24 protein-coding genes and 1 tRNA gene are annotated in these 23,810 nt (G+C 70.9%); 14 read left to right on the forward strand and 11 right to left on the reverse strand.

Going from position 1 to position 23,810, the window contains the following annotated elements; translation table 11 throughout:
• Nucleotides 1–12 precede the first annotated feature (12 nt).
• From AB0F13_RS25970 to AB0F13_RS25990, 5 genes are all read right to left on the reverse strand, one after another.
• The gene (locus AB0F13_RS25970; protein ID WP_362087087.1) at nt 13–432 is read right to left on the reverse strand and encodes a DUF4396 domain-containing protein; all 420 of its coding nucleotides are present in this window, start codon (nt 430–432) and stop codon (nt 13–15) included.
• Between the two features lie 199 nt (nt 433–631).
• Nucleotides 632–1,273, reverse strand: a complete 642-nt coding sequence (locus AB0F13_RS25975; RefSeq protein WP_362086986.1) for a DUF305 domain-containing protein — start codon at nt 1,271–1,273, stop codon at nt 632–634.
• Nucleotides 1,274–1,370: 97 nt separating this feature from the next.
• Nucleotides 1,371–1,760 (reverse strand): DUF6153 family protein, encoded by a 390-nt coding sequence (locus tag AB0F13_RS25980; RefSeq protein ID WP_362086989.1) that lies wholly within the window; start codon nt 1,758–1,760, stop codon nt 1,371–1,373.
• A 52-nt stretch (nt 1,761–1,812) separates the two neighbouring features.
• Nucleotides 1,813–2,019: a DUF397 domain-containing protein gene (locus AB0F13_RS25985; RefSeq protein ID WP_362086992.1), complete on the reverse strand. Its 207-nt coding sequence runs from the start codon at nt 2,017–2,019 to the stop codon at nt 1,813–1,815.
• Complete coding sequence (locus tag AB0F13_RS25990; protein ID WP_362086995.1) at nt 2,003–2,854, reverse strand: helix-turn-helix transcriptional regulator; 852 nt, start codon at nt 2,852–2,854, stop codon at nt 2,003–2,005. Before AB0F13_RS25990 ends, AB0F13_RS25985 begins: the two co-directional genes overlap by 17 nt.
• A 115-nt stretch (nt 2,855–2,969) precedes the next feature.
• Here AB0F13_RS25990 and AB0F13_RS25995 point away from each other — a divergent pair, with 115 nt between their 5' ends.
• A complete protein-coding gene (locus tag AB0F13_RS25995) occupies nt 2,970–3,317 on the forward strand; it encodes a hypothetical protein (protein ID WP_362086998.1) in 348 nt (115 codons plus the stop codon).
• Nucleotides 3,314–3,589: a DUF6255 family natural product biosynthesis protein gene (locus AB0F13_RS26000; protein ID WP_362087001.1), complete on the forward strand. Its 276-nt coding sequence runs from the start codon at nt 3,314–3,316 to the stop codon at nt 3,587–3,589. The genes AB0F13_RS25995 and AB0F13_RS26000 overlap by 4 nt, the downstream gene beginning before the upstream one ends.
• A 66-nt stretch (nt 3,590–3,655) precedes the next feature.
• Here the strand turns inward: AB0F13_RS26000 and AB0F13_RS26005 are convergent, their stop codons facing one another.
• Nucleotides 3,656–4,096, reverse strand: coding sequence for a hypothetical protein (locus AB0F13_RS26005; RefSeq protein WP_362087004.1), 441 nt, complete (start codon nt 4,094–4,096; stop codon nt 3,656–3,658).
• A gap of 404 nt (nt 4,097–4,500) precedes the next feature.
• Between AB0F13_RS26005 and dpgC the strand changes: the two genes are divergently transcribed.
• The 3 genes from dpgC to AB0F13_RS26020 all read left to right on the forward strand — a co-directional run bounded on the left by dpgC (nt 4,501) and on the right by AB0F13_RS26020 (nt 7,617).
• A complete protein-coding gene (gene dpgC / locus AB0F13_RS26010; protein ID WP_362087007.1) occupies nt 4,501–5,997 on the forward strand; it encodes a (3,5-dihydroxyphenyl)acetyl-CoA 1,2-dioxygenase DpgC in 1,497 nt (498 codons plus the stop codon).
• Complete coding sequence (locus tag AB0F13_RS26015; RefSeq protein WP_362087010.1) at nt 5,994–7,286, forward strand: peptide ligase PGM1-related protein; 1,293 nt, start codon at nt 5,994–5,996, stop codon at nt 7,284–7,286. Before dpgC ends, AB0F13_RS26015 begins: the two co-directional genes overlap by 4 nt.
• A gap of 136 nt (nt 7,287–7,422) precedes the next feature.
• Nucleotides 7,423–7,617, forward strand: a complete 195-nt coding sequence (locus tag AB0F13_RS26020; RefSeq protein ID WP_362087013.1) for an antitoxin — start codon at nt 7,423–7,425, stop codon at nt 7,615–7,617.
• Between the two features lie 356 nt (nt 7,618–7,973).
• Here the strand turns inward: AB0F13_RS26020 and AB0F13_RS26025 are convergent, their stop codons facing one another.
• Nucleotides 7,974–8,558: a GNAT family N-acetyltransferase gene (locus tag AB0F13_RS26025; protein WP_362087016.1), complete on the reverse strand. Its 585-nt coding sequence runs from the start codon at nt 8,556–8,558 to the stop codon at nt 7,974–7,976.
• 323 nt (nt 8,559–8,881) lie between these two features.
• Between AB0F13_RS26025 and AB0F13_RS26030 the strand changes: the two genes are divergently transcribed.
• Nucleotides 8,882–10,501, forward strand: a complete 1,620-nt coding sequence (locus AB0F13_RS26030) for a M4 family metallopeptidase (protein ID WP_362087019.1) — start codon at nt 8,882–8,884, stop codon at nt 10,499–10,501.
• A 185-nt stretch (nt 10,502–10,686) separates the two neighbouring features.
• Nucleotides 10,687–11,181: a hypothetical protein gene (locus tag AB0F13_RS26035; RefSeq protein WP_362087022.1), complete on the forward strand. Its 495-nt coding sequence runs from the start codon at nt 10,687–10,689 to the stop codon at nt 11,179–11,181.
• Nucleotides 11,182–11,242: 61 nt separating this feature from the next.
• On the opposite strand, the gene AB0F13_RS26040 is transcribed toward AB0F13_RS26035, so the two are convergent.
• Entirely contained in the window at nt 11,243–11,902 is a 660-nt protein-coding gene (locus tag AB0F13_RS26040; protein ID WP_362087089.1) for a pentapeptide repeat-containing protein, read from the reverse strand.
• 295 nt (nt 11,903–12,197) lie between these two features.
• Between AB0F13_RS26040 and AB0F13_RS26045 the strand changes: the two genes are divergently transcribed.
• The 3 genes from AB0F13_RS26045 to AB0F13_RS26055 all read left to right on the forward strand — a co-directional run bounded on the left by AB0F13_RS26045 (nt 12,198) and on the right by AB0F13_RS26055 (nt 15,622).
• Entirely contained in the window at nt 12,198–13,211 is a 1,014-nt protein-coding gene (locus tag AB0F13_RS26045) for a zinc-binding dehydrogenase (RefSeq protein ID WP_362087092.1), read from the forward strand.
• Between the two features lie 184 nt (nt 13,212–13,395).
• A complete protein-coding gene (locus AB0F13_RS26050) occupies nt 13,396–14,976 on the forward strand; it encodes an MFS transporter (RefSeq protein ID WP_362087025.1) in 1,581 nt (526 codons plus the stop codon).
• Nucleotides 14,977–15,133: 157 nt separating this feature from the next.
• Nucleotides 15,134–15,622 carry a GNAT family N-acetyltransferase gene (locus AB0F13_RS26055; protein WP_362087028.1) on the forward strand — a complete coding sequence of 163 codons (489 nt, stop codon included), beginning with the start codon at nt 15,134–15,136 and terminating at the stop codon, nt 15,620–15,622.
• A gap of 9 nt (nt 15,623–15,631) precedes the next feature.
• Here the strand turns inward: AB0F13_RS26055 and AB0F13_RS26060 are convergent, their stop codons facing one another.
• On the reverse strand, nt 15,632–16,738 hold the full coding sequence (locus AB0F13_RS26060; RefSeq protein WP_362087031.1) for an aminopeptidase P family protein: 1,107 nt from the start codon (nt 16,736–16,738) through the stop codon (nt 15,632–15,634).
• Nucleotides 16,739–16,995: 257 nt separating this feature from the next.
• On the opposite strand from AB0F13_RS26060, the gene AB0F13_RS26065 reads away from it, so the two are divergent.
• Nucleotides 16,996–19,161: an MMPL family transporter gene (locus AB0F13_RS26065; RefSeq protein ID WP_362087034.1), complete on the forward strand. Its 2,166-nt coding sequence runs from the start codon at nt 16,996–16,998 to the stop codon at nt 19,159–19,161.
• A gap of 68 nt (nt 19,162–19,229) precedes the next feature.
• Here the strand turns inward: AB0F13_RS26065 and AB0F13_RS26070 are convergent.
• Nucleotides 19,230–19,305, reverse strand: a tRNA-Thr gene (locus AB0F13_RS26070).
• Between the two features lie 182 nt (nt 19,306–19,487).
• On the opposite strand from AB0F13_RS26070, the gene ugpC reads away from it, so the two are divergent.
• From ugpC to AB0F13_RS26085, 3 genes are all read left to right on the forward strand, one after another.
• Nucleotides 19,488–20,615, forward strand: a complete 1,128-nt coding sequence (gene ugpC, locus AB0F13_RS26075; protein WP_362087037.1) for a sn-glycerol-3-phosphate ABC transporter ATP-binding protein UgpC — start codon at nt 19,488–19,490, stop codon at nt 20,613–20,615.
• A 226-nt stretch (nt 20,616–20,841) separates the two neighbouring features.
• Complete coding sequence (locus tag AB0F13_RS26080) at nt 20,842–21,258, forward strand: hypothetical protein (RefSeq protein ID WP_362087040.1); 417 nt, start codon at nt 20,842–20,844, stop codon at nt 21,256–21,258.
• A gap of 140 nt (nt 21,259–21,398) precedes the next feature.
• The gene (locus AB0F13_RS26085; RefSeq protein ID WP_362087043.1) at nt 21,399–22,121 is read left to right on the forward strand and encodes a nucleotidyltransferase family protein; all 723 of its coding nucleotides are present in this window, start codon (nt 21,399–21,401) and stop codon (nt 22,119–22,121) included.
• 59 nt (nt 22,122–22,180) lie between these two features.
• On the opposite strand, the gene AB0F13_RS26090 is transcribed toward AB0F13_RS26085, so the two are convergent.
• Entirely contained in the window at nt 22,181–23,755 is a 1,575-nt protein-coding gene (locus tag AB0F13_RS26090; RefSeq protein ID WP_362087046.1) for a DoxX family protein, read from the reverse strand.
• Nucleotides 23,756–23,810 lie beyond the last annotated feature (55 nt).

Below are 23,810 nucleotides of genomic sequence, written 5' to 3' on the forward strand. Positions count from 1 at the left end.
CGGTTCGCCCGGTCAGTGGTGGGCGTGGACGACGGCGTGGCCCTTGCCGCGGCCGATCATCCACCGGTTGACCGGCACCGTGAGCACGAAGGCCAGGACGAGGGACCCGGCCAGGGAGCCCCAGAACAGGACGTCGGTCAGCCCCGCGTCCATCGCGCCGGGAACGCCGACCATGACGGTGTTGTCGATGATCTCCATGACCAGGATGGAAACGGTGTCGGCAGCCAGGGCGACCTTCAGGGCCTGGCGCACGGCCACCCCGGCGCGCAGGACGCCGCGCATGGTCAGGGCGTAGCCGAAGACGAAGGCCAGGACGACGGAAACGGCAACGGTGGCGCCGTTGTGCAGTCCGGCCGCGGTGCCGATGATCATTCCGGCGACCTCGCCGACGGCACAGCCGGTCAGGCAGTGCAGCGTGGCCTGCGCGGCCATGCCCCAGCTGGTGCCGCCGCCGCCCTCACCGGGGTGACCGCGGGTGATGTGCTCGTGTGCGTGGTGGTCCATGGCGCCCTCCGGTGGACGTGCCGCCGATGTACTGCCTTCCGCGCGTGCTGCCTTCGGCGCTTGCGGCGGGGTGGGGGGCCGGGCCGTGGACGTGGCCCGGCCCGGCCCCCCACCCACACCGTGTCTCCTACTTCTTGAGGAGCTTGTTCATCTGCTCGATCTCCGCGCTCTGGGAACGGATGATGGCATCGGCCATGGTCCTGGCGGGCCGGTAGGAACCCTTGGAGTTCTCTGTCCTGGCCATCTCCACGGCCCCCTGGTGGTGCTTGACCATCATGTCGAGGAACGCGGTGTCGAACTCCTTGCCGGACATCTTCTCCAGCTCGGCCATGTCACCGGCGCCCATCATTCCGGGCATGTTGTGGCCGGAGTGGTCCATGCCGGGCATGTCCTCGGGGACCTGCTCACCCCACGAGGTCAGCCACCCGGACATGGTCCTGATCTCGGGGTCCTGGGCCTTCTTGATGTCCGCCGCCAGGGACTTCACCTCGGGCGAGGACGCGCGGGACTCGGCGAGAGCGGCCATCTGCACCGCCTGACGGTGGTGCGGGATCATGCCCTTGGCGAAGGCAACATCCTGCGTGTTGTGCGCTCCGGCCGAGGCCGGTGCGGACGCGGACGCGGACGTGGACGGCGAGGAACCCGCGTCGTGGCTGTCATGGCTGTCGTCGCTGCCACAGGCGGCCAGCACCACGGAAGCGGTGACGACAGCGGTGACGACAGCGGCGACGGAGACGGCCCGGCGGGCCAGGGAACGGTGAGCGGTCATGGTTGGCTGCAACTCCTGTGCACTGCGATGTGAGAAACGGGCATGCCGAACGCGGCAGCCGCTCACCGGAAACCGGCGGCGGACACCACGGGCGCGCCTATATGCGCAGGAGTTGAAGCTCGGAGAGGGACGGAGGCGCCCGGCCCCCGGAAGCCGGAACGCCCCACCAGGCGGCGGGCCTGAACACCGGTGCCTCATCGATCACCGTCGCGGCGGGAGCGGGCAGCTCCGGGCCGCCACTGATTCCGACCGCCGCGCATGTGGCGTCGGCGTGATCAATGTGACCGCCGCGGCTGCCGTCCGGGGTGACGTGGTGGCATCCGCCCGCGGCATCATGGGCGGTGACGCCCCCAGCAACGGTCCCGTGCGCGGGCATCGCCCCGCCGGGCCCCAGGCCATGCATGGCCACGATCCCGGCCAGGACGGCCAGCACCAGCAGCACGAAGCGCGCCCCGAGGGGGCGGGCCGACTGCCGGGTACTGGTCATGGGCCCATCGTACGGACACGCCGCCCGCGAGCCGCGTCTCAGTACCTCGCCGCTACCGCAGCCGGGCTACGAATGCGGCCCAGGCCGGGGCCGGGAAGACCAGGGCGGGGCTGTGGGGGTACTTACTGTCCCGGACGGGGACTAAGCCGGGTATGTGGTCGGCAACTTCGAGGCAGTTGTCGCCGCCCGTGCCGTTACCCGGCCCGCTGTAACTGCTCTTGCGCCATGCCGCAGTCCTCAGATCACGCCTCGCGCTCATCCATGTACTCCTCTGCCACCGACTGGATCAGGGACACGGACGCCTCCAGGGAAAGCGCAGATGCCCTGGCAAGGGCGTATGCGCACTCGGACTCGCTCACCAGCGCTGGATCGTCCATCAAATTGCCGACCTTGGGCCCCTCCGTATAGGCCACCGGAGGGGCGTCGTCAAAGGCCATCAGGCTGAGTGCTCCGCCCAGCGCCGGGGCGCCTGCTTCGAAGGGCAGCACCTGCACACCAACCCGGCGCTTCCGCACCAGAGCCACCAGGTGCATCAACTGTTCGCCCATCACGAGACCACCACCGGTCCTGCGTCGAATGACGCACTCATCCAGGATGACCCACAACAACGGCCTTGTTGGATGTTCGAGAATGCGGGCGCGCTCCAGGCGGGCATCCACCCAGGACTGGATCTTCTCTTCCGGGGCGAAGGGGAACCCGCCAAGAAAGACAGCGCGGGCGTAGGCCGCGGTCTGGAGCACGCCGGGCACGAATGTTGGGGCGTACTCCCGAATGCACGCCGCCAGGCCTTGAAGATATGCCGCTTCCGCGAAGTAATCAGCAAACGGCGAACTGTCGATCAACCTCTTGCACATCCGAGCGAAGAACCCGTCCGACTTCAGCTCCGCGTCGATCCGCTGTGCGACATCCAGCTGCGGCTTACGCGTACCCGTCTCGAACTGGCCGATGTACGAACCGGAGCAGATCACGCGTCTGCCCAGCTCCTGCTGCGTAAGCCCCGCGGCCTCCCGGTGCCGCTTCAGCTCGGAGCCGAAGAACTCCCAGCCGACCTTCTGCTGGCCGTACCGCCACGGCCCCGCCGGATCATTGGCCACAGGCTAACTCCCCTTCGCTACAGAGCCCTTGTAGAGCTCACCCCCCTGTTGAGCGTAGCCCCGAACCGCAACTCTGAAAGGGCACACAGCACGCACAACCCGAAGGGGAAATTCCGTGACTTACCGCGAAGGCGCATACGTGGTGGACACGCGTAGCGCAACGCTCGCGCAAGTGATGGGCAACGTGGGGCCGCGCGTCCAGGTGAGGAGGCCCGGGGGCGGCCAGGAGTGGGAGGTTCCGGAGCAGGCGTTGCGGCTGGCGACGCGGCGGGAGCGCGAGGCGGCCGGCATCCGGGGCGGCCCGGCCGCGTCCCCGGTGGGGTGCAGGGACTGCGCCGAGCTGGAGGCGGCACGGCGGGCGGCCGTGGCGGGCGGCGACGAGGCGACGGTCGTGGACGCCACGGTCGCCGTGCGCGGGCACTTCCGCTCGGCCCATCTGCTGCCGGAGGTGAAGATCTCATGACCCGGCGCACCGCCTACGCCGCAGGGCGCCTGGTCGACAACTGCCCGCATCGGTCGGGCTGGACGCACTCGGGAGGGGAGTCGCGCTGCGCGCAATGCGGCACGCGACGTTTCTCGGACTACGGTGCGCTGCGGCCCCCGGGGCTGGCCAGTGCGGTCACCCCCTCCGACCGGGTCCGCCGCGCGGCGGACCGGCGGGCGGCCCGGAACGTGGCGGAGGCCGTGCGCCGGAGCGTCCTGCGGACCCGGACCCGGGCCTTCCCGGGCCCCTGACCACAAGCGCATCCGGCCGCACGGCCTCCGCACGAACCAGCCGGACCTGCCGGACCCGCAGGGGAGTTACAGCGTGACGGACTTCTCGGACCCGAGGATGGCGCCGTCCTTCAGCGGGTAACCCGCGGAGACCCACACGCGGTCGCCCTTGGCGAACGCCTTGCCCGTCAGGGAGCGCAGCTTCAGGTGTGTGGTGTGCGGGGTGTAGTCGCAGGTGAGGTCCTTGTTGAGGACCGTGGCGGCCGCGACGGCCGGGGCACTGCCCGTGCGGGCGGGGCCCGTCACGGTGACCTGCAGGTCGAGACCCGAGCCCGTGTCACAGGTGTAGGTGAGGTCGGCCTCGACGGGCGTCGGGCCCGGCGTGCCGAGGGTGACCTTGTCGATGACCACGTTGTGGGACTTCGCAGCGGCGGGAGACGCCACGGCCACCGCGCCCGCGGTGACCACGAGGGCGGCCACCGCGGCACCGGTCAGACGGGTGGTGCGGGGCAGCTTCATCGCGTTCATTGAGGTCTCTTCCTGGGATGACGATGCATGAGCGCATGTGCACACAGGTCACACGCCATCACAGGGCGCCGATCTTGGTCTACGTATTTTCCGGCCGCCCCGGCCCGGACGACGAGGACCTGCCGGTGGTGGCCTTCCGCCGAATGCACGAGGGGGGACGCTTCGGCGCCACGCCGTGGGGTGACGGCCCGGATGGCGAACGACGAGGACGCGCCGCGGTACGTCAGGATCGGGTGCGCCAGATTGACCGACCACCGTGCGAAGAGGAACTCGCCCATGCTCCGCATCGCCGCCGCAGTGCTCGCAGGCGTCGTCGCCGCGCCTGTCCCGGCCGTCTCCGCACCAGACCGGCGGAGTGAGGCCGGGTGGTGACGTCCGACGCTGTGGAGAGGTGGCGGCGGGCGGTGCCCGCTCTCGCAGGTGACCTGCGCAAGGACGGTGCAGCGCTCGAATCGCACACGACCGCCGCGGAGGGCCTGCTCGCCCGCCTGCCCGCGCCGGCCGGGCGGGAGCCCGGGCAGCGGCAGGCGGCCCGTGCGATCCATCAGGCGTGTCACTCGCTGCGCGCGCGGTTCCTGGAACTGCACGTCGACCAGGTGTACGAGGACCTCACGGAGGACCGGCGGGTACACCACCGGCTGGACGATGTCGCGTACGCCGCCGCAGCGCTCTTCCCCGGCCTGGTGCCCAGCCGCCGGCAGGTCGCCGCCGAACATGCCCTGGCACAGGCGGACAGAGAAGGCCGCGAGATCGCGCAGGGCGTCTTCTTCCACGCGCTGCTGCGCTCCCACCGCTGCGGGCCGCACCTGTTGGACGCGATGCTGCGCCCCACACCCCGCGCGAAGGAACTGCTGCCCGAATTCCAGCGGTGCGGACATCTCGACCTGGGCGCGGTGACCGTCGAACGACACGGGTCCGCCGCGCACCTGACGCTCTGCCGGCCGCACAGCCTGAACGCCGAGAACGACGCCTCCGTGGAGGCCATGGAGACGGCCGTCGATCTCGCTCTGCTGGACGACGGCGTACAGGTGGTGGCCCTGCGCGGCGGTCCCATGACGCATCCCCGGTACTCGGGGCGGCGCGTGTTCAGCTCCGGGATCGACCTCAAGGATCTCCGCCGGGGGCGCATCTCCTTCCTCGCCTTCTTCCTGCGCAGGGAACTCGGCTACGTGCACAAGCTGATGCGGGGCATCGTGCTCGACGACGAGGCGGAGGCATGGCCGGACCGCACGGTCACCAAGCCCGCGCTGGCCGTTGTGGACACGTTCGCCATCGGCGGGGGCGCACAGCTGCTCCCGCTGTTCGATCACGTGCTGGCCGGGACGGACAGCTATGTGAGTCTGCCCGCGGCGCAGGAGGGCATCGTGCCGGGCGCCGCCAACCTACGGCTGGGCCGGAAGGTGGGCGGCCGCCTGGCACGCCAGCTGATTCTGGGCGGCCGCCGGATCTGGGCGGGCGAGGACGACGCCCGGGTGTTCTTCGACGAGGTGGTGGAGCCGCAGAGCATGGACGCGGCGGTCGGACGCGCCCTGGACCGGCTCGACGATCGCGCCGTACCGGCGAACCGGCGCATGCTCTGCCTGGCCGAGGAACCGCCGCACGCGTTCCAGGCGTACATGGCGGAGTACGCCCTGCAGCAGGTGGTGCGTGTCCACAGTGAGGACGTCGCCGGCCGCCTCGCCCGCTTCGGCGAACGTGGCGACGGCGGCGAGCATGACAGCCACGACGGGCATGACGGTCGCGGCGGACATGACGGTCGCGGCAGACACGACAGTCACGCTCACCACGACAGTCACGGCGGACATGACAGTCATGGCGGGCATGACAGTCACGCCGAGCACGCCAGCCACAGCGACCACGACAGCCGCACCGGGCGCGCCACCCTCACGGGGCATCCGTGACCGGGCGCGGCACCCCATGGCTCATCCTCGCCAACCGGATCAACGAGACGATAGCGGACACCCTGCCGCCGACCCTCGCAGCGGAAGCGGTACTGCAGTCACCACGGAAGGTCTGGCTCACGGAGCCCGGCGACGTCGTGCTCTCCGCAGTCACCGTGCCGGCCGCCTTTCTGGCCTATGCCTGTGAGGTGCTCGGCTTCGCACCGGCCGATGTCGTGACGCTGACCGTGCCGGACGCGACGGAACGCACCCTCGCCGAAGGCATCCGGCGAGCCGGGCTCACGGACCGCCTCCGGGCGCTCGCGGCCGAGCGCCCCGGGATGCGGATGCTGCCCTACGCGCTGGACCGGCCGACTGTCCGCCTCGCCACCGAGCTCGGCGTCCCCCTGCATCCGTACGGACCGGGCGGGGTGAGCGAGCAGACGCTGGAGGCGGCCTACCGGCTGAACACCAAGAGCGGATTCCGCGACACCGCGGCCGCTCTGGGCATCCGCGTTCCCGACGGCCACGTCTGCGGCGACGAGGACGAGCTGTACGCGGCCGTCCGCGAACTGTCGGCGCCTCGTCACGACCTGATCGTCAAGCCGGCCCGGTCGGCCAACGGCTACGGAGTGCTGCGGCTGCCCCGCGGCCCGTGGCACCAGGTGAGGCACACACTCGCCGGCCATCTGGCGGCGGTGTTGCACCAGTCCAGCGGCTGGGTGGTCGAGGAGTGCATCGCCCCGGCCCGTGATGTCAGCGTGCAGGCGGCGGTCGAGCCGCACGGCACACAGGTGCTCTACGACGGGCAGATGCGTACCTCGAACGCGCAGTTCCACGGCTACCGCTCACCGCTGCACGCCCCGGCAGGCGTGCGCGAGGAACTGACGGGTATGGCCCGGCGGCTGGGAGACCACCTGGCTGCGCGCGGCTACCTCGGCCCGTTCTCCATCGACGCCCGGCTCACCCCGCCAGGGAAGCTGTACGCCATCGAGTGCAACCTGCGCCGCACCGGCACCACTACGCTCCACCACCTGGCCCGTCGCCTGGACCCGGCCGCCCGTCCCGGCGACACCGTCTGGATCGCCGACACGCGAACCGCCACCCCCGCGGCTCCCCGCGACCTTGCCGAAGGCCTGGCCCGACTGCGGCAGAGCGGCCTGCTCCACGACCCCGGCCGGGGCCGGGGGGCCGTCCTGGCCGGTGACCCGGCCGTGAGCGGCGCATGGAGTTATCTGGTCACCGCCGGGGACGAGGCGGAAGCGGAACTGCTGGAACAACGGCTCCGAGCCGTCCTGGCTCTCGACTGATCAGCAACGTTCCCCGCCGCGGGCGGTCCGGCCGTACGCCCCCCGAGGGCCTCCGAGCGCCTCCACCCCCTGGGATGCGGCCGGGCCGAAACACAGCGATCCTGAGGAGGTCAGGCGTTCCATAAGGAGGACAGTCATGTCCATGCTCGACAAGCTCAAGGGTCTGCTCAAGGGCCACCCGGACCAGGCCCGGCAAGGCGTGGAGAAGGCCGGCGACGCGTTGGACGCCCGGACGGGCAACAAGTACCAGAGCCAGGTCGACACCGCTCAGCAGAAGCTCAACGAGCAGCTCGGCACCGACCGCGAGCGCCCGCCGACCGACGACCGCTGATCCGTTCGTCCCGTCGTCCCGTCGTCCCGTCGTCCCGCACACTGGCCCAGGAAGAGACTGCCTGGGCCGGTCACGCCACGACGCCCGGCGCGATGCCGACGAAGGCGTTCGTTCGTGAGCGATCCGGGCGTCGGCTCGTGAGTTGATACGGGCGACGCCGTCGGCCGTGCCGACGGCACGAGCCGGGAACGCCCGGCCGCACTGCCCGTGCGCACCGCCCGGGGGCACTGCCCTTGCCCGTGCGCACCGCCCGGCCGCACCGCCCCGCCGCACCGCCCGGCCGCACCGCCCTCCCCTTGCGCACCGCCCGTGTGCCGCATCCGCGCGCGGTGACGAGGGCCAGGCGCCCCGCGCCTTCACCACAACCGGTCGATCTCGCCCGAGTACAGCCCTATCCGGCTGTACCGGAACGCATCCGCGCCCCGCAGAGCCCTCTCCGTGAAGAAACCGGCCATGGTGACCTTGTCGAATCCCGGCCGGTCGCTGGGGAAGGGCTCCTGCGGTGTACCGCCGACCAGGACGGCGCCCTTCAGTACCGACCAGCCCGCGCTCTCGTAGAACGCCCGCAGCGGTCGGTCGCAGGTGAAGAGGCCCACGTCCGCACCGCTTTCCGCGATGAACCGACGGGCGGCAGCCACGAGCTGCCGCCCGTGTCCTCTGCCCCGGTGCGCCCCGGCGGTGGCGACCGCGCTCAGACCGGCGGCGCGGTAGGCGTGTCCCCCGTGCCGGATGTCCTTGGACAGGACGTCGAGCGCCGACGTCACCTCGCCCTGCGGGGATACGAGCAGCATGGTGACCGGGTGCAGTGCGGAGTCGTGGGGGCTGTCACCCATGCCGGGCCACGCCTCTTCACGCAGCGCGGCGGCCCGGGCCCGCAGTTCTGACGGAATCTCGGATTCCATGTACGTCACGACCTCCACGCCCGTATCCTCCCTCGTCATCCGCCACACCGTCCGCTTCCTCAACCACCTGCCCGATGCACCCAGTTGCGATCGCATCCGGGCACTCCTGAAGCGTCTCGATCGTTTCCGCATGCCCACATTTACACGGCAGACAGTTGAACGCATCCTCGATAGCGCTCAACTCACCGCATAGCGGACGCAATCCACCGCTCATCGTTTACCAATAGATCAAATCCTTGTTGCGCCCCTGTCAAACACGCTCATTTGATGGCACGCTCTCCTCACTTCACTCCTGCACCACTCCTGCACCAGCGGTCCGCCTCACACCTGGCGGACCGTAACCCCCCTCATAGGAGCCAGAGTTGAGCAGCATCACCTCCACCTCCCGCAAGAACTCCCTGCGCGCCGCCGCCCTCGTCGCCTCGGCCACGATGGTCGTCATCGGTGTGCAGACCGGTTCGGCGAACGCCTCGGCGGAGAAGAGCAACGGCGGGCAGCAGCTCGCGCTCTCCACCGAGCAGCGGGCCTCCGCGATCAGAGACGCGCAGGGCGGGGCCTCCTCGACCGCGTCGAAGATCGGCCTGGACGGCAAGGAGAAGCTGGTCGTCCGCGACGTCGTCAAGGACGCGGACGGAACGGTGCACACGCGCTACGAGCGCACCTACGACGGTCTGCCGGTGCTCGGCGGCGACCTGGTCGTGCACCAGAAGAAGAACGGTGACCGCGACGTCACCAAGGCGACCGACGCCGACATAGCCGTGCCCAGCACGACCCCGTCCCTCGCGCCCTCCGCCGCGAAGAAGAGCGCGCTCAGCGCCGCCGCCGAGGAGAAGACCGCCAAGGCCGACACCGGCCAGGCGCCGCGCAAGGTGATCTGGGCCGCGCAGGGCAAGCCGGTCCTGGCGTACGAGACGACCGTCACCGGCGTCCAGAAGGACGGCACGCCGAGCAAGCTGAAGGTCATCACCGACGCGAACACCGGCGAGAAGCTCTTCCAGAACGAGACCGTCCACACCGGCTCGGGCACCAGCACCTACAGCGGCACCGTCCCGCTGACCACCACGCAGTCGGGTTCGGGCTACACGCTCACCGACGGTGCGCGCGGCGGCCACAAGACGTACGACCTGAACCAGGGCACCTCCGGCACCGGCGCGCTCTTCACCAACTCCAGCGACGTCTGGGGCGCGGGTCGGCAGAAGGCGGGCGTCGACGCGCACTACGGCGCGGCCGTCACCTGGGACTTCTACAAGAACGTGCTCGGCCGCAGCGGCATCAAGGGCGACGGCCAGGGCGCCTACTCCCGCGTCCACTACGGCAACGGCTACGTCAACGCCTTCTGGGACGACGACTGCTTCTGCATGACGTACGGCGACGGCGAGAACAACGCCAACCCGCTGACCTCGCTCGACGTGGCCGCCCACGAGATGAGCCACGGCGTCACCTCCGCCACCGCGAACCTGAAGTACAGCGGTGAGTCCGGCGGCCTGAACGAGGCGACGTCCGACATCTTCGGCACCGCCGCCGAGTTCTACGCCAACAACTCGACCGACCCGGGCGACTACCTCATCGGCGAGAAGATCAACATCAACGGCGACGGCACCCCGCTGCGCTACATGGACAAGCCGAGCAAGGACGGCGGGTCCAAGGACTACTGGTCCTCCTCCCTCGGCAACCTGGACGTCCACTACTCGTCCGGCCCCGCCAACCACTTCTACTACCTGCTCTCCGAGGGCAGCGGTAGCAAGGTCATCGGCGGCGTGAGCTACAACAGCCCGACCTACAACAACAGCACGGTCGCGGGCATCGGCCGGGACAAGGCCACCAAGATCTGGTACAAGGCCCTGACCACGTACTTCACCTCCACCACCAACTACAAGGCCGCCCGCACCGCCACCCTCAAGGCCACCGCGGACCTCTACGGCTCCACCGGCACCGAGTACAAGGCGGTCTCCGCCGCCTGGGCCGCGATCAACGTGAGGTAACCCTCCCTCCGCCCCCGGACCCTTCCGGCGGCCTCCCGGAGACCTACGGCGCCCGTGTCCCCACCGCCCACCCGGCGGCGGGGACGCGGGCCCCGCCATTCGTACCCGTCCGCACCCGTGCGGTCCCGTACCCGTGCGATCCGTACCCGTGCGATCCGTACCCGTACGTTCCGTACCATCGAAGCGTGATCGACCTCGGCTACTCCCTCTCCCGCCGCTTCCCGGACCCGCCCCAGACGGACTACCGCACCGCGGATGCCCACGCCCTGCGGCACGACCTGTTCTGCGGCGACGTCTACCTCGCCGACGTGAAGGCGGACCGGGAGCTGTCCACAGCCTGGGGATGGGTGCCGGTGCTCGACTTCGCCTGGGCCCTGTGCGACGTCATCGAGCAGATCGACCGCGACCCCCGGGGCAACCGCTCGTCGGCCACCCAGTTCGCCGAGCTGGACTTCACGGAGTCCACCGACTGCATGGTCTTCGAGCGCCGCTTCGGCTGGGTGGACGTCACCGCCGACTGGGCACCCGACGAGCCGCCGCTGACCTTCAACCACCGTGCGCTGCGCCGCGAGGCCCGGGACTTCCTGCACGACCTGATCGCCGATCTCTCCGACATGCACGAGGGCCTCGCCGACAACCCGGTCGTCTGGGACCTGCAGGGCCGCTTCCCGCGTATGTGAGCCCCGGGGTGCCGTACGGCTGACGGGCGGCGGCCGACTCACGGGCAGCGGCCGACTGGCGTCAGTCACCCACCGGCGCCTCCACGCGCAGACCTATGGCAGCCGCGAAGGCCGGGGCCAGTTCGAGCAGTTGGGCCGGGCTGATGATCGCGCCCGACAGCCGCTCGATGCCGGCGGTGATACCCAGCTCCACGACCTCCCGCAGGTCGACGTCCTTCATCCGCACCCCGCTGAAGTCCGCACCGCGCAGGACGCAGTCGCGGAAGACGACCCGTTCCAGCCGCGCCCCGGCGAAGTCGGCGTCGGACAGCACACAGCCGTCGAACGTCACGTCCTTGAACACGGCCTTCCGTGCGTTCAGATAGTCGATCTTGCCGCCCTTGAAGAGCACCCGCTCCAAGGTCGCGCCGTGCACCTGCAGCCCGCCGAACCGTGCGTCGCGCACCTCCACGTCGCGCAGCGACGCCTCCGCCAGGTCCGTGCCCACCCCTCGCACGCCGTCGAGCACGCAGTCCACGAACCGCGACCGGCTCAGCCGGGTCCCGTCCAGCGCGCAGCGGTTGAACCCGCAGTCCCCGAAGTACGCGCTGCGGCTGTCCTGCCCCACGAAGTCGGCATCGGCGAACTCCAGGCCGTCGTTGTCCCCCTCGGGCGCCAGCTCTCCGCCGTCGTACGGGCACAGCTCCGGCAGCCGCACCTCGGGCAGCCGGGCGAGCGGCAGCCCCGCCTTGCGCGCCCCGGCCCCCCTGCCCCGAGCCGTCACACCGCCCCCGCCACGACTGCCGCTGCCACTACCGCCGCTCATGCCCGCCTCCTTCGCCATCTCCCCCGTCTCCTTCGCCATCCCCGTCTCCTTCGCCATCCCAGCCGCCCCCGTCACCCTCCGTGCGCATCCCGCCCCGTACGCGACCCACCGTGGCACACGGCACTGACAACGCCTTGACCTCGACCATGGTTGAGGTTGAAGACTCGTGGACGTCCCCGCGACGATCTTCGAGGAGAGCCCCATGAGTCCCATGCACGCCGTCCGGCTGCACGCCTTCGGTCCCGCCGAGAACCTCGTCTACGAGCGGACCGACGCGCCCGTCCCCGGCCCCGGCCAGGTCCGGATCTCCGTCTCCGCCGCCGGCGTCCACCTCGTCGACACCGCCCTGCGCTCCGGCGACCCCAACGGCCCGTACCCCCTCCCCGAGCTGCCCGCCGTTCCCGGCCGCGAGGTCGCCGGAACCGTCGACGCGCTCGGCGAGGGCACCGACGCGCGGTGGCTCGGGCGCCGCGTGGTCGCCCATCTGGGCGCCGACGCGCCGGGCGGCGGCTACGCGGAGCGTGCCGTCACCGACGCCGCCAGGCTGCACGAGATACCGCAGGGGCTGGGCGAGGACCACGCCATCGCCATGATCGGCACCGGCCGTACCGCGCTGGGCATCCTCGGCTTCACCGAGCTCACCCGGGATGACGTCGTGATCGTCACCGCGGCGGCCGGGGGCATCGGCTCGCTGCTCGTGCAGTACGCCCGGAACGCGGGCGCCACGGTCGTCGGACTGGCCGGCGGGCCGGCCAAGGTCCGGCACGTCAGCGCGCTCGGCGCGGACCACGCCCTGGACTACGACGACTCCGAGTGGGCCGACCGGGCCCGCACCGCCCTGTGGGGAAAGGCCGCCACGGTCGTCTTCGACGGCGTCGGCGGGCCCGCCGCCCGCGCGGCCGTCGACCTGCTCGGGCCCGGCGGACAGCACCTCGTATTCGGCTGGTCCGCGCGGGGCATCACCGGCGGCGGCCCGCTGGAGCTCGACCCCGGCTGGCTCGCCGAGCGCTCGATCACCTCGCGGTCCGTACTCGGCCCGGCCATGCTGGAACGATTCGGCGGCGGCCCGACAGGCCTGCGGCGGCTGGAGGAGGAGTCCCTGGCCCAGGCCGCCGCCGGCAAGGTCGTACCGGTCGTGCAGCACTTCCCGCTCGCCGAAGCCGCCGCCGCGCACAGGGCACTGGAGACACGCGGAACGATGGGCAAGGTCGTCCTGATCCCCTGATTGCCCTGATCCCAACCAGACCAGGTGACCAGGACCAGGACCGGGCCCCCCGTCGAAGTCCCCCGCCCGGCCGCCGAACGCCGCACGCCGACGAGCGGGCATCACCCGGCAGGCCTACGCTGGACTGCGAGCTTCTGCACGCCATCGGCTGCCTCCCGCAGCCGGCCGCGAGAGCAGGTACTTCATGAGCTCGACGAGCCCACCCCCCATACCCCCACCCCCCATACCCTCCACCACCCGTTCCCCCCAGCCGGAAGCCGATCCGCGCCGCTGGTGGGGACTGGTGGTCATCGCCCTCGCACAACTCATGGTCGTACTCGACGCGACCATCGTGAACATCGCGCTCCCCTCCGCGCAGCGCGAGCTCCACATGTCCGACAGCAACCGGCAATGGGTCATCACCGCCTACACCCTCGCCTTCGGCGGGCTCCTGTTGCTCGGGGGCAGGATCGCCGATCTGATCGGACGCAAACGCACCTTCGTCCTCGGCCTCATCGGCTTCGCCGGCGCCTCCGCCCTGGGCGGCGCGGCGCACACCTCGGGCCTGCTGTTCTTCGCCCGCGCCCTGCAGGGTGTCTTCGGCGCCGTCCTGGCCCCCTCCGCGCTGTCGCTGCTGACGACGACGTTCACCGATCTCAAGGAGCGCAGCAAGGCGTTCGGCATCTACGGCGCCATCGCGGGCGGCGGCGCGGCCATCGGACTCATCATGGGCGGGCTGCTGACCGAGTACCTGGACTGGCGCTGGTGTCTTTACGTCAACGTGCCGATCGCCCTGGTCGCGCTGGCCGGGGCCGTCTGGCTGCTGCACGACCACCGCCCGGACCGTGCCGGGCGGCCGAGCCTCGACATCCCCGGCGTGGTGCTGGGCTGCGGCGGGCTGGTGGCCGTCGTGTACGGGTGCAGCGAGGCCCAGCCGCGCGGCTGGAGCGACCCGCTCGTGCTCGGCCTGCTGTGCGGCGGCGCCGCGCTGCTCGCCGTGTTCGCCTGGTGGCAGACGCGGGCCCGCAGCCCCCTGCTGCCCCTGCACATCATCCGTGACCGCAACCGGGGCGGTGCCCTGCTGACGATGGCGCTGGCCGTCATGGCGATGTTCGGGATGTTCCTGTTCATGACCTACTACCTGCAGGCCGTGCTGGGTTATTCACCGCTGAGGACCGGGCTGGCCTTCCTGCCGATGACCGCCTCGATCATCTTCTCCTCCACCCAGATCTCCGCGCGCCTGATGAACCACCTGCCGCCGCGCCTGCTGATGGCCCCCGGTGCCGTCCTCGCCGCCGGCGGGCTGTTCCTGCTGACGTTCCTGCCCGTCGAGGCCGCCTTCGCCTCGCACGTCCTGCCCGCCGAGATCCTCGTCGGCCTCGGCATGGGACTGATCTTCATGCCCGTCATGGACGTCGCCACGTCCGGGGTGGCCGTCCGCGACTCGGGCGTCACCTCCGCCACCGTCAACACCTCGCAGCAAGTGGGCGGTTCGATCGGCACCGCACTGCTCAACACCATCGCCACCTCCACGAGCGCCACCTTCATCGCCGCGCACATGAAGACCGCGGCCGTCACCGGTGGCATCACCCCGGCCGTGCGGGACCGCGTCGTCAAGGAAGGCGTCGTCCACGGCTTCAACGTCGCCATCGCCTGGGGCTCGGGCATCATGCTGCTCGCCTCGGTGGTCGCGTGGTCGATGATCCGCGCACGGGCGCCCAAGCACGCGCCGGTGGCGGACGAGTACGGGCCCGACTACGACCCGCACCGCATGCGGGCCGTCTGAGCGCGCCGCGCGCGGCGCACGGACCGAACCGCGCCGAACGCAGCGCCGAACGCAGCGCCGAACAGAGCGCCGAACAGAACGCCGGCCGGAGCCGCGAGCCCGCCGCGCCGGCGAAAACCGGTGGCAGCTCCCGCGCGCGGCCGTCATTGTGGCGGCCATGCAGATCAGAGAAGCCGAGGCCGCCGACTGGGACGCCATCTGGCCGTTCTTCCGGTCCATCACCGCCGCCGGGGACACCTACACCTACCCCCGCGACCTGACGTCCGGCCAGGCACGCGCGTGGTGGATGCTCACGGCCCCGGGCCGTACGGTCGTGGCGGTGGACGAGGACGGGACGGTTCTCGGCAGCGCCAAGATGAACCCCAACCAGATGGGCGGGGGCTCACACATCGCCAGCGCCAGCTTCATGGTGGCCCCGGAGCACACCGGTCGCGGCGTCGGCCGGGCCCTCGGAGAGCACACCGTCGCGTGGGCGCGCGCCGAGGGCTATCGCGGCATGCAGTTCAACGCGGTCGTCGAGGCCAACACCCGGGCGGTCGGCCTGTGGCGGTCCCTCGGCTTCACGGTCATCGGCACCGTGCCCGAAGGCTTCCGGCTCCCCGACGGCTCGTACACAGGGCTGCACATCATGCACCGGCCCCTGTAGCGGAGCCCGTCAGGCCACGATCCGCAGCTCCCGCGCCGTGTTGTTCAGCCGCCGGGCGCCCGCCTCCGTACAGACCACGATGTCCTCGATGCGGACGCCGAAGCGGCCCGGCAGATAGATCCCCGGCTCGATCGAGAAGCACATCCCCGGCACCAGGGGCAGGTGTTCGCCCTCCACCATGTAGGGCGGCTCATGCGTGGTGACGCCGATGCCGTGGCCGGTGCGGTGGATGAAGTACTCGCCGTACCCGGCCCGGCGGATGATCTGCCGGGCCACCCGGTCGATCTCCTGGCACGCGATGCCCGGCCGTACCGCCTCGAACGCCGCCTGCTGCGCCTCACGCACCAGGTCGTGGACCTTGCGCTCCTCCGACGACGGCTCACCCACGTGCACGGTACGTGTCGTGTCGGAGCCGTAGCCGTCCTTCAGACCGCCGAAGTCGAGAACGACCATGTCACCGTCCTCGATGACGCGCTCGCCCGCCTCATGGTGCGGGTTGGCGCCGTTGGGGCCCGAGCCGACGATCGTGAAGTCCACCTGGCTGTGGCCGTTCTCCCGCAGCAGCCGCGCCAGGTCCGCCGCCACCTCGCGCTCCCGCCGGCCCGCGAACCGCAGGTCGATGATCTCCTCGTACGTGGCGTCCGCGGCTGCTCCCGCGGCAGCCAGGCGCTCCACCTCGTAGGCGTCCTTGACGGCCCGCAGCATGGGCAGCGCCTCGGTGAGCGAGCCGTACGCCGTCCCGGGGCAGGTCCGCTGGAGAGCGAGCAGGTGCAGCGCCCAGGCGTTGTCCGAGACGCCGTAACGGCCCTGGCCCTCCAGGAACTTGGCGACCGCCGCGTACGGGTCCTCACCGTCGGTCCATCCGGTGACCGCCAAGGCGCCCGCACCCGGGGCGCGTTCGGCGTCGGGCCGCTCCAGCTGGGGCACCACGAGCTGCGGACGGCGGCCCGGTACGAGCAGCAGGGCGGTCAGCCGCTCGGTGACGGCCGGCGGCTCGTAGCCGCACAGCCATACGAGGTCGGGTCCCGGTGTGACGATCAGCCCGGCGAGCCCCTCCTGCGTGGCCGCGCGGGCGGCGCGGTCCAGGCGTGCGGCGTAGAAGTCGACATCGCTCATGGGGGCAGAGTAATCCCCACGAAGGCGGTCGGCAGGGCGGTCTCTACCTCACGAGTGAGAGGCCCTCATCCTCAGGGCCGATTTCCCCACGGTTCCCCCGGAAATCATTGTGCGCGCGGAACTCGGTTCCCTAGCGTGTTCATGCCGCACTGCACGCCCGTACGAACACCCCCGCACCCGGATCCCTGTCGACGAAGCACGGACGCACGGACTCAGCAGCACAGAGACCTCGAACGTAAAAACGTTGAAGGAGCACCATGTTCCGACGAGTCGGGCGGTTCGCCGTCCACCGGCCCTGGCTCACGATCGCGGGCTGGATCATCGCTGCCGTGGCACTGGCCATGCTGGCGCCCGGCCTCAAGTCCACCACGGACGAAACGGAGTTCCTGCCCTCCCACTACGAATCCGTGCGGGTCGGCAACCTTCAGGAGAAGGCCTTCCCGAAGACCGAACAGCCCGCCGCCATAGCCGTCTTCCAGCGAACCGACGGCGGCAGGCTGACCGCCGACGACCGGCGTGACGTCATCAAGGTGGCCGGGGGCCTCGACGGCAGGCACCGGGAGAAGATCGCCAAGGTCGTCACCGGCCCGCAGGCCGTGTCCCCCAACGGGGAGATAGCCCTCGCCAACATCATCGCCACCACCAAGAACTCCTACGACGATAAGCTGCCCGAATCGGTCAAGCAGCTGCGCCAGGACGCCAAGGAGCTGCTCGGCGGCACCCAATTGAAGATGGGAATCACCGGTCAGGCGGCGACGACCCTCGATTCGCAGGAGTCCTCGGGCGACACCGACGCCATGATCATGGCGGCCACCTTCCTGCTGATCATCGTGCTGCTGCTGGTGATTTTCCGCAGCCCGCTCATCGCGGTCCTGCCGGTCGTGATCATCGGCGTCGTCTTCGCGGTCGCCCAGGGCCTCATCGGCACGGCGGCCGAACTCGGTGGCCTGAAGGCCGACAACTCCATATCCGCAATCCTCATCGTCGTCCTCTTCGGCGTCGGCACCGACTACATCCTCTTCCTCCTCTTCCGCTACCGCGAACACCTGCGGGCCGGACAGGAACCCAAGCAGGCCCTCGTCGACGCGGTCGCCAGGGTCGGCGAGACCATCGCCTCGGCCGCCGGCGCCGTGATCGTGGCCTTCCTCGCGCTGCTGCTGTCCACCATGGGCATGATGCGCGCGATGGGCCCCGCCCTGGCCATCTCCGTCGCCGTCACGCTCGTCGCCGCGCTCACGCTCGTCCCCGCCGTCTTCTCACTGCTCGGCACCAAGGCCTTCTGGCCGTCCAAGGCGTGGAAGAAGCAGCCGAGGAATCGTTTCGCGAACGGTGTCGGCGGCCTCGTGTCCCACCGCCCGGGCCTCATGGCGGCACTGTCCGCCGCCGTGCTCGCCGTCCTGGCCGTCGGGGCGTTCAGCTTCAAGGCCGAGTTCGACACCTCCAGCCAGATGTCGCAGAAGCTGGAGTCCGTCCAGGCCATGAAGGACATGCAGCGCGGCTTCTCCGCCGGCCAGTCCGACCCGGCCATGGTCTACCTCAAGTCCAAGGACGGCTCACCGCTCGACAAGGCCGGCCTGGAGACCTTCCGCTCCACGCTCACCGGCATCGAAGGCGTCGCCCCGGTCCCGCCCCCCGTCATCAACCCCGACGGGTCCGTCGCCCAGTACAGCGTCGTCCTCAAGTACGCGCCCACCGCCGACAAGGCCATCACCCTGGCCGGCGGCACCCTGCGCCAGGACGCCCACAAGGCGGCACCCGACGGCAGCGAGGCCCTCGTCGGCGGCACCTCCGCCGTCCTCTACGACATCAAGGACGCCGTCGGCCACGACTACCGGGTCGTCTTCCCCGTGGCGGGCCTGGCCATCATGGTCATCCTGGGACTGCTGCTGCGCAGCCTCGTCGCCCCCTGGTACCTGATGATCTCCGTGGCCCTCGGCTTCGGCGCCACCCTGGGCGCGACGGTCTGGCTCTTCCAGGACCTGCAGGACAAGAACGGCCTGCTGTTCATGCTGCCCGTCATCGTCTACTTGTTCGTCGTCGCCATCGGCACCGACTACAACATCCTCATGGTCGCCCGCCTGCGCGAAGAGGTCCGCCGCGGCGTCCCGGCCCGGGAGGCCATCCGCACCGCGGTCACCCAGTCCGCCCCGACCATCGGCTCGGCCGCGATCATCCTCGCCGGCACCTTCGGCGTACTGATGCTGGCCGACAACTCCATGCTCCAGCAGATGGGCTTCGCCGTGGCCTTCGGCATCCTGCTCACGGCCTTCATCATGGCCATGCTGCTGGTGCCCACCATCACGGCCCTGCTGGGCCACAAGGCCTGGTGGCCCGGCCACCAGGACTCCCCCCGGGCAGACCCCATGGCCGGCCCGCAGGGCGCGTCCCCGACCCTCACCAAAAGCGAGCAGATACCGCGCTAGCCACGCCGCCCGCACACCCGCCACAAGCACAGAACCGCAGGTCCCCGAGGGGGCCTGCGGTTCTGTCGTGGAGCCGACTGTCGGATTCGAACCGACGACCTTCGCTTTACAAGAGCGGTGCTCTACCAGCTGAGCTAAGTCGGCTTGCGAGAGGCAGTCTAACCGGACTCCGGCCGTGCCAAGGCCATGGATTTTGTCACTCTTGACCTGCTGACAACCGCCCCCCGCCCCGGTAGCGTCACCGGCGACCCGGTCCGATTGGACTGGACCACTCCCTCTACTCGGATCGTCCGGCACGTTCCTGCCGGTGAAGGGACCGCATCACCATGGCCACAGTCACGTTCGACAAGGCGACCCGCATCTACCCGGGCTCCGACAAGCCGGCCGTCGACCAGCTCGACATCGCCATCGAGGACGGGGAATTCCTGGTTCTCGTAGGCCCTTCCGGCTGCGGCAAGTCCACCTCGCTGCGCATGCTGGCGGGGCTGGAGGACGTCAACGGCGGATCGATCCGCATCGGCGACCGGGATGTCACGCATCTGCCGCCCAAGGACCGGGACATCGCGATGGTGTTCCAGAACTACGCGCTGTACCCGCACATGACCGTGGCCGACAACATGGGCTTCGCCCTGAAGATCGCGGGCGTGCCGAAGGCCGAGATCCGGCAGAAGGTCGAGGACGCGGCCCGCATCCTGGACCTCACCGAGTACCTGGGGCGCAAGCCCAAGGCGCTCTCCGGCGGCCAGCGCCAGCGCGTGGCCATGGGCCGCGCCATCGTCCGGGAGCCGCAGGTCTTCCTCATGGACGAGCCGCTGTCCAACCTCGACGCGAAGCTGCGCGTCCAGACCCGCACCCAGATCGCGGGGCTGCAGCGGCGGCTGGGGATCACCACCGTGTACGTCACCCACGACCAGGTCGAGGCCATGACCATGGGCGACCGCGTGGCGGTGCTCAAGGACGGCCTGCTGCAGCAGATCGACACGCCGCGCAACATGTACGACCGGCCGGCCAACCTCTTCGTGGCGGGTTTCATCGGCTCGCCCGCGATGAACCTGGTCGAGGTGCCGATCACCGACGGCGGCGTGAAGTTCGGCAACAGCGTCGTGCCCGTCTCGCGGGAGGCCCTGACGACCGCCGGCGACAAGGGCGACCGCACCGTCACGGTGGGCGTGCGCCCCGAGCACTTCGACGTGGTCGAGCAGGACGGCGGGACCGTCGCCTCGCTCAGCAAGGACGCCCCCGCCGGGCTCGCCGTCACGGTGAACGTCGTCGAGGAGCTCGGCGCCGACGGGTACGTGTACGGGACCGCCGAGGTCGGCGGCGAGCAGAAGGACCTCGTGGTGCGCGTCCACGGCCGCCGGGTGCCGGAGAAGGGCTCCGTCCTGCACGTGGTGCCCCGCCCGGACGAGCTCCACGTCTTCTCCACCTCCTCCGGCGAGCGGCTCAGCGACTGAGCCACTGAGCGACTGAGCGACTGAGCGACTGAGCGACTGAGCCACCGCGACACCGACGCCCCGGGTCCGTACAGGGACCCGGGGCGCCGCCTTGCCCAAAAACCCCGGCATAAGCCTCATTTCGAGCACCAGCGGTCAACTTCATAACCGCACCTGTGCGCAGTCGTGTCGCTCGACCGGGTGACTAAATGTCGCTGCATCATCACCCGTCGCTACCATCTCCGGCATGAACCAGGCCGCCCGCCGCATCGGCAGAACCCTCGCTCTCGTCCTCCCGGTCGTTCTTGTGCTCTCGGGAACTCTCGCGGTAACGCGTGTCCCGTGGGCGGCACCGAACGCCGAGTCGCAGGTCCTCACCGCCTCCTCCGACAACGCCTCCACCGTCGCGCAGGTCCGCGCGCCGCACGAGGTGCTGCGCGACCGGGTGCTGCGCGACCTCCAGGAGAAGAACCCCGGCGTCGCCCTCACGCACCTGCAGGAGGCGACCAACGGCCGCCCCTCGCTGGCCCGGCACTGCGCGGACATCGCCCGCGCGCTGGGGCGTGCGGCGGTCGCCAAGTACCACTCGGTCAAGCAGGCCCAGGCCTATTCACGACCCGTCTGTGACACGGCCTTCGCCTCAGGCGTCGCCCAGGGCCACTGACAGCCCCCGCGCAGGACCGAACGGCCGGGGAACCCCGGCAGAGCCCCAGCAGGGCTCCTGACGGCCCGCAGGCCGTCGTACGGGCCGGGGCAGCCCCACCGGCGGTGTCTCCGCTCGCGGCACCGCATATCGTGCGGAGCATGACCGGCACGCAGCCCCACCCGTACCCCGCGCAAGCCGTGATCCTGGCCGGAGGCCAGGGTTCACGGCTGCGCCCGTATACCGACGACCGCCCCAAGCCGATGGTCGAGATTCCCGGCACGGGAGTCCCGATCATCGGCCATCAGCTCGCCTGGCTGGCTGCCGAGGGCGTCACCGATGCCGTGATCTCGTGCGGCCATCTGGCCGAAGTGCTGCAGGACTGGCTCGTGTCGGCCGATCTTCCGCTCCGGGTGACCACCGTGGTCGAGAAGGAGCCGCTCGGCCGGGGCGGCGGGCTCAAGCACGCGGCCGCGTCCCTGCCCCGCCCCGACGAGCCCTGGTATGCCACGAACGGCGACATCTGGACGCGCTTCTCGCTGCGCGAGATGGCCGCCTTCCACCATGAGCGCGACGCCACGGCCACCCTGGCGCTGGCCCGGCCGCGCATCCCGTGGGGCGCCGTGAAGACCGACGAGTTCGGGCACGTCCTGGACTTCATCGAGTCGCCGCCCTCGCCCTTCCAGATCAATGCCGGCGTGTACGTCTTCTCCCCCGCCTTCACGGGCCTGCTGCCCGAGCGCGGAGACCACGAGCGGACGACGTTCCCCCGGCTGGCGCGCGAGCGCAGGCTGGCCGGCTACCCGCTGCCGCACGGGGCGTACTGGCGGGCCATCGACACCGCCAAGGACCTGACGGAGGCCGCGAAGGAGCTCGCGCGGTAGGACGGCGCGACGGCGGCCCCGCACCCTCCGGGGGTGCGGGGCCGCCGTCGTGCGGGGTGTCAGCCGAGGAGGCCGCCGAGGGCGCCGCCGCCGGACGAACCGCCCGAGCCGCCCGAGCCGCCGCCCGTGCCGCCACCGGTGGAGCTGCCCGTCGAGGAGCCCGAGGAGCTGTGGGGCGGGGCGGCCGGGGCCGGAGCCTGGCGCGGGGTCTGCGGGGCCGGGCGGACGCTGCCCGTGCTGCCGGGCTGACCGGCGCTGCCCGCCGAGCTCGCGGGCGTCCGTGCCGCACCGGGCGCGGGCGGGGTGGCGGCGGGGGTCGGCGCCTTCCGGTTGGAGGCGCTGGGCTTCGGCGTGCCCGCGACGGCGGGGCCGTGCGAGCCGCGCGGGGTGGAGGAGGAGGGCCGCTGCGGGAGCGGGGAGCCGGGGAGGCTGTTGGCGGGCGGGGCCGGCGTGCCGGGCGCCTCGGCGACCCGGGAGGAGCGGACGGCTCCGCCGAGCATCGAGCCGGCGAGCAGGGCGATGCCGACGAGGACCGTGGCCATGACGGTGCTGCGGCGCAGCACGCGCCGGCGCAGGTCCCACAGCGTGGCGCGCGGCCCGAGCCGGCGCCAGGCCTCGCCCGCCAGGCGTCCGTCGAGGGAGTAGAAGGGCGCCCCGGCGATGACGAGGGGGCTCCAGGCGGCGAGGTAGATGATGTCGGGGGCGTCGTAGGCGGGGGCGCTCTGCCAGCTGACCGTGACGAGCAGGACGGCGGACAGCAGGGCCCCGATGGAGGCGGCGAGCCGCTGCCAGAGGCCGAAGATGGTGAGGATGCCGACGACGACCTGGAGGAAGGCGACGGTGAGCCCGGCGCCGACGGGGTGGCTCAGGGCGAGGTCGCGCAGGGGGGAGGCGAGGGGCCAGGGGTGGAGCTGGGTGAGCCAGCCGACCATGGAGCCGCGCTTGCCGCCGTCGAAGTAGACGGGGTCGCACAGCTTGCCCATGCCGGCGTAGACCGAGATGAGGCCGAGGAAGATGCGCAGCGGCAGGAGGACGACGCCGAGGTTCATCCGGCGCCCGGGGTAGTAGGCGTGGCGGACGGAGTCGGCGCGGCTCTGTCCGAGCTCGTCGTACTCGTCGGGGTCCTGCTCGTCGAACTCGGGGTAGTCGTACTGCTCTTCGTCGTACGCGCTGTGGGTGGGGCGCACGCCGTGCAGGAGCGGGGTGCCGGTGGCCTCGGCGGGGCCGCGGGGGCCGATGACGGTGGTCGGGGGACCGTCGTCGACGCTGATGCGCGGCAGCACCTGGGTGGCGCCGGCGTCCCCGGCGGCAGGGTGCCCGGCACCGGAGTCCCGGACGGCCTGTAGGAGTTGGGTGGAGGCCGAGTCGCCCGGCGCGGTCCGCCCGCTCCACACCAGGGGGGCGCGGCGCTTGGCGCCGCTGCTCTTGACGGAGGGCAGCCGCGCCGTGTCCACTCCTCCGGCGTACCGGACGGCGCGTGGGGGCCGGGCGAGCTGCACCCGGAAGCTCAGGTGATTGACGATGACCTGCGCGGGGTCGGACGGGACCTTCACCATGTTCAGCGCGGGCTGGTCGTCGTGACCCGAAGAGCTTCCCCCCGTAGGTGTGCGGGGTGTTCTGGTGTCCACACTCATCTAACCGAGTGACCGGAGGTTAGGACACTGCCTTGACCGGTTAGATGTGTCCGAG

Origin of the sequence: Streptomyces sp. NPDC026206, assembly GCF_040638465.1 — a bacterium.
Taxonomy (GTDB): Bacteria; Actinomycetota; Actinomycetes; order Streptomycetales; family Streptomycetaceae; genus Streptomyces.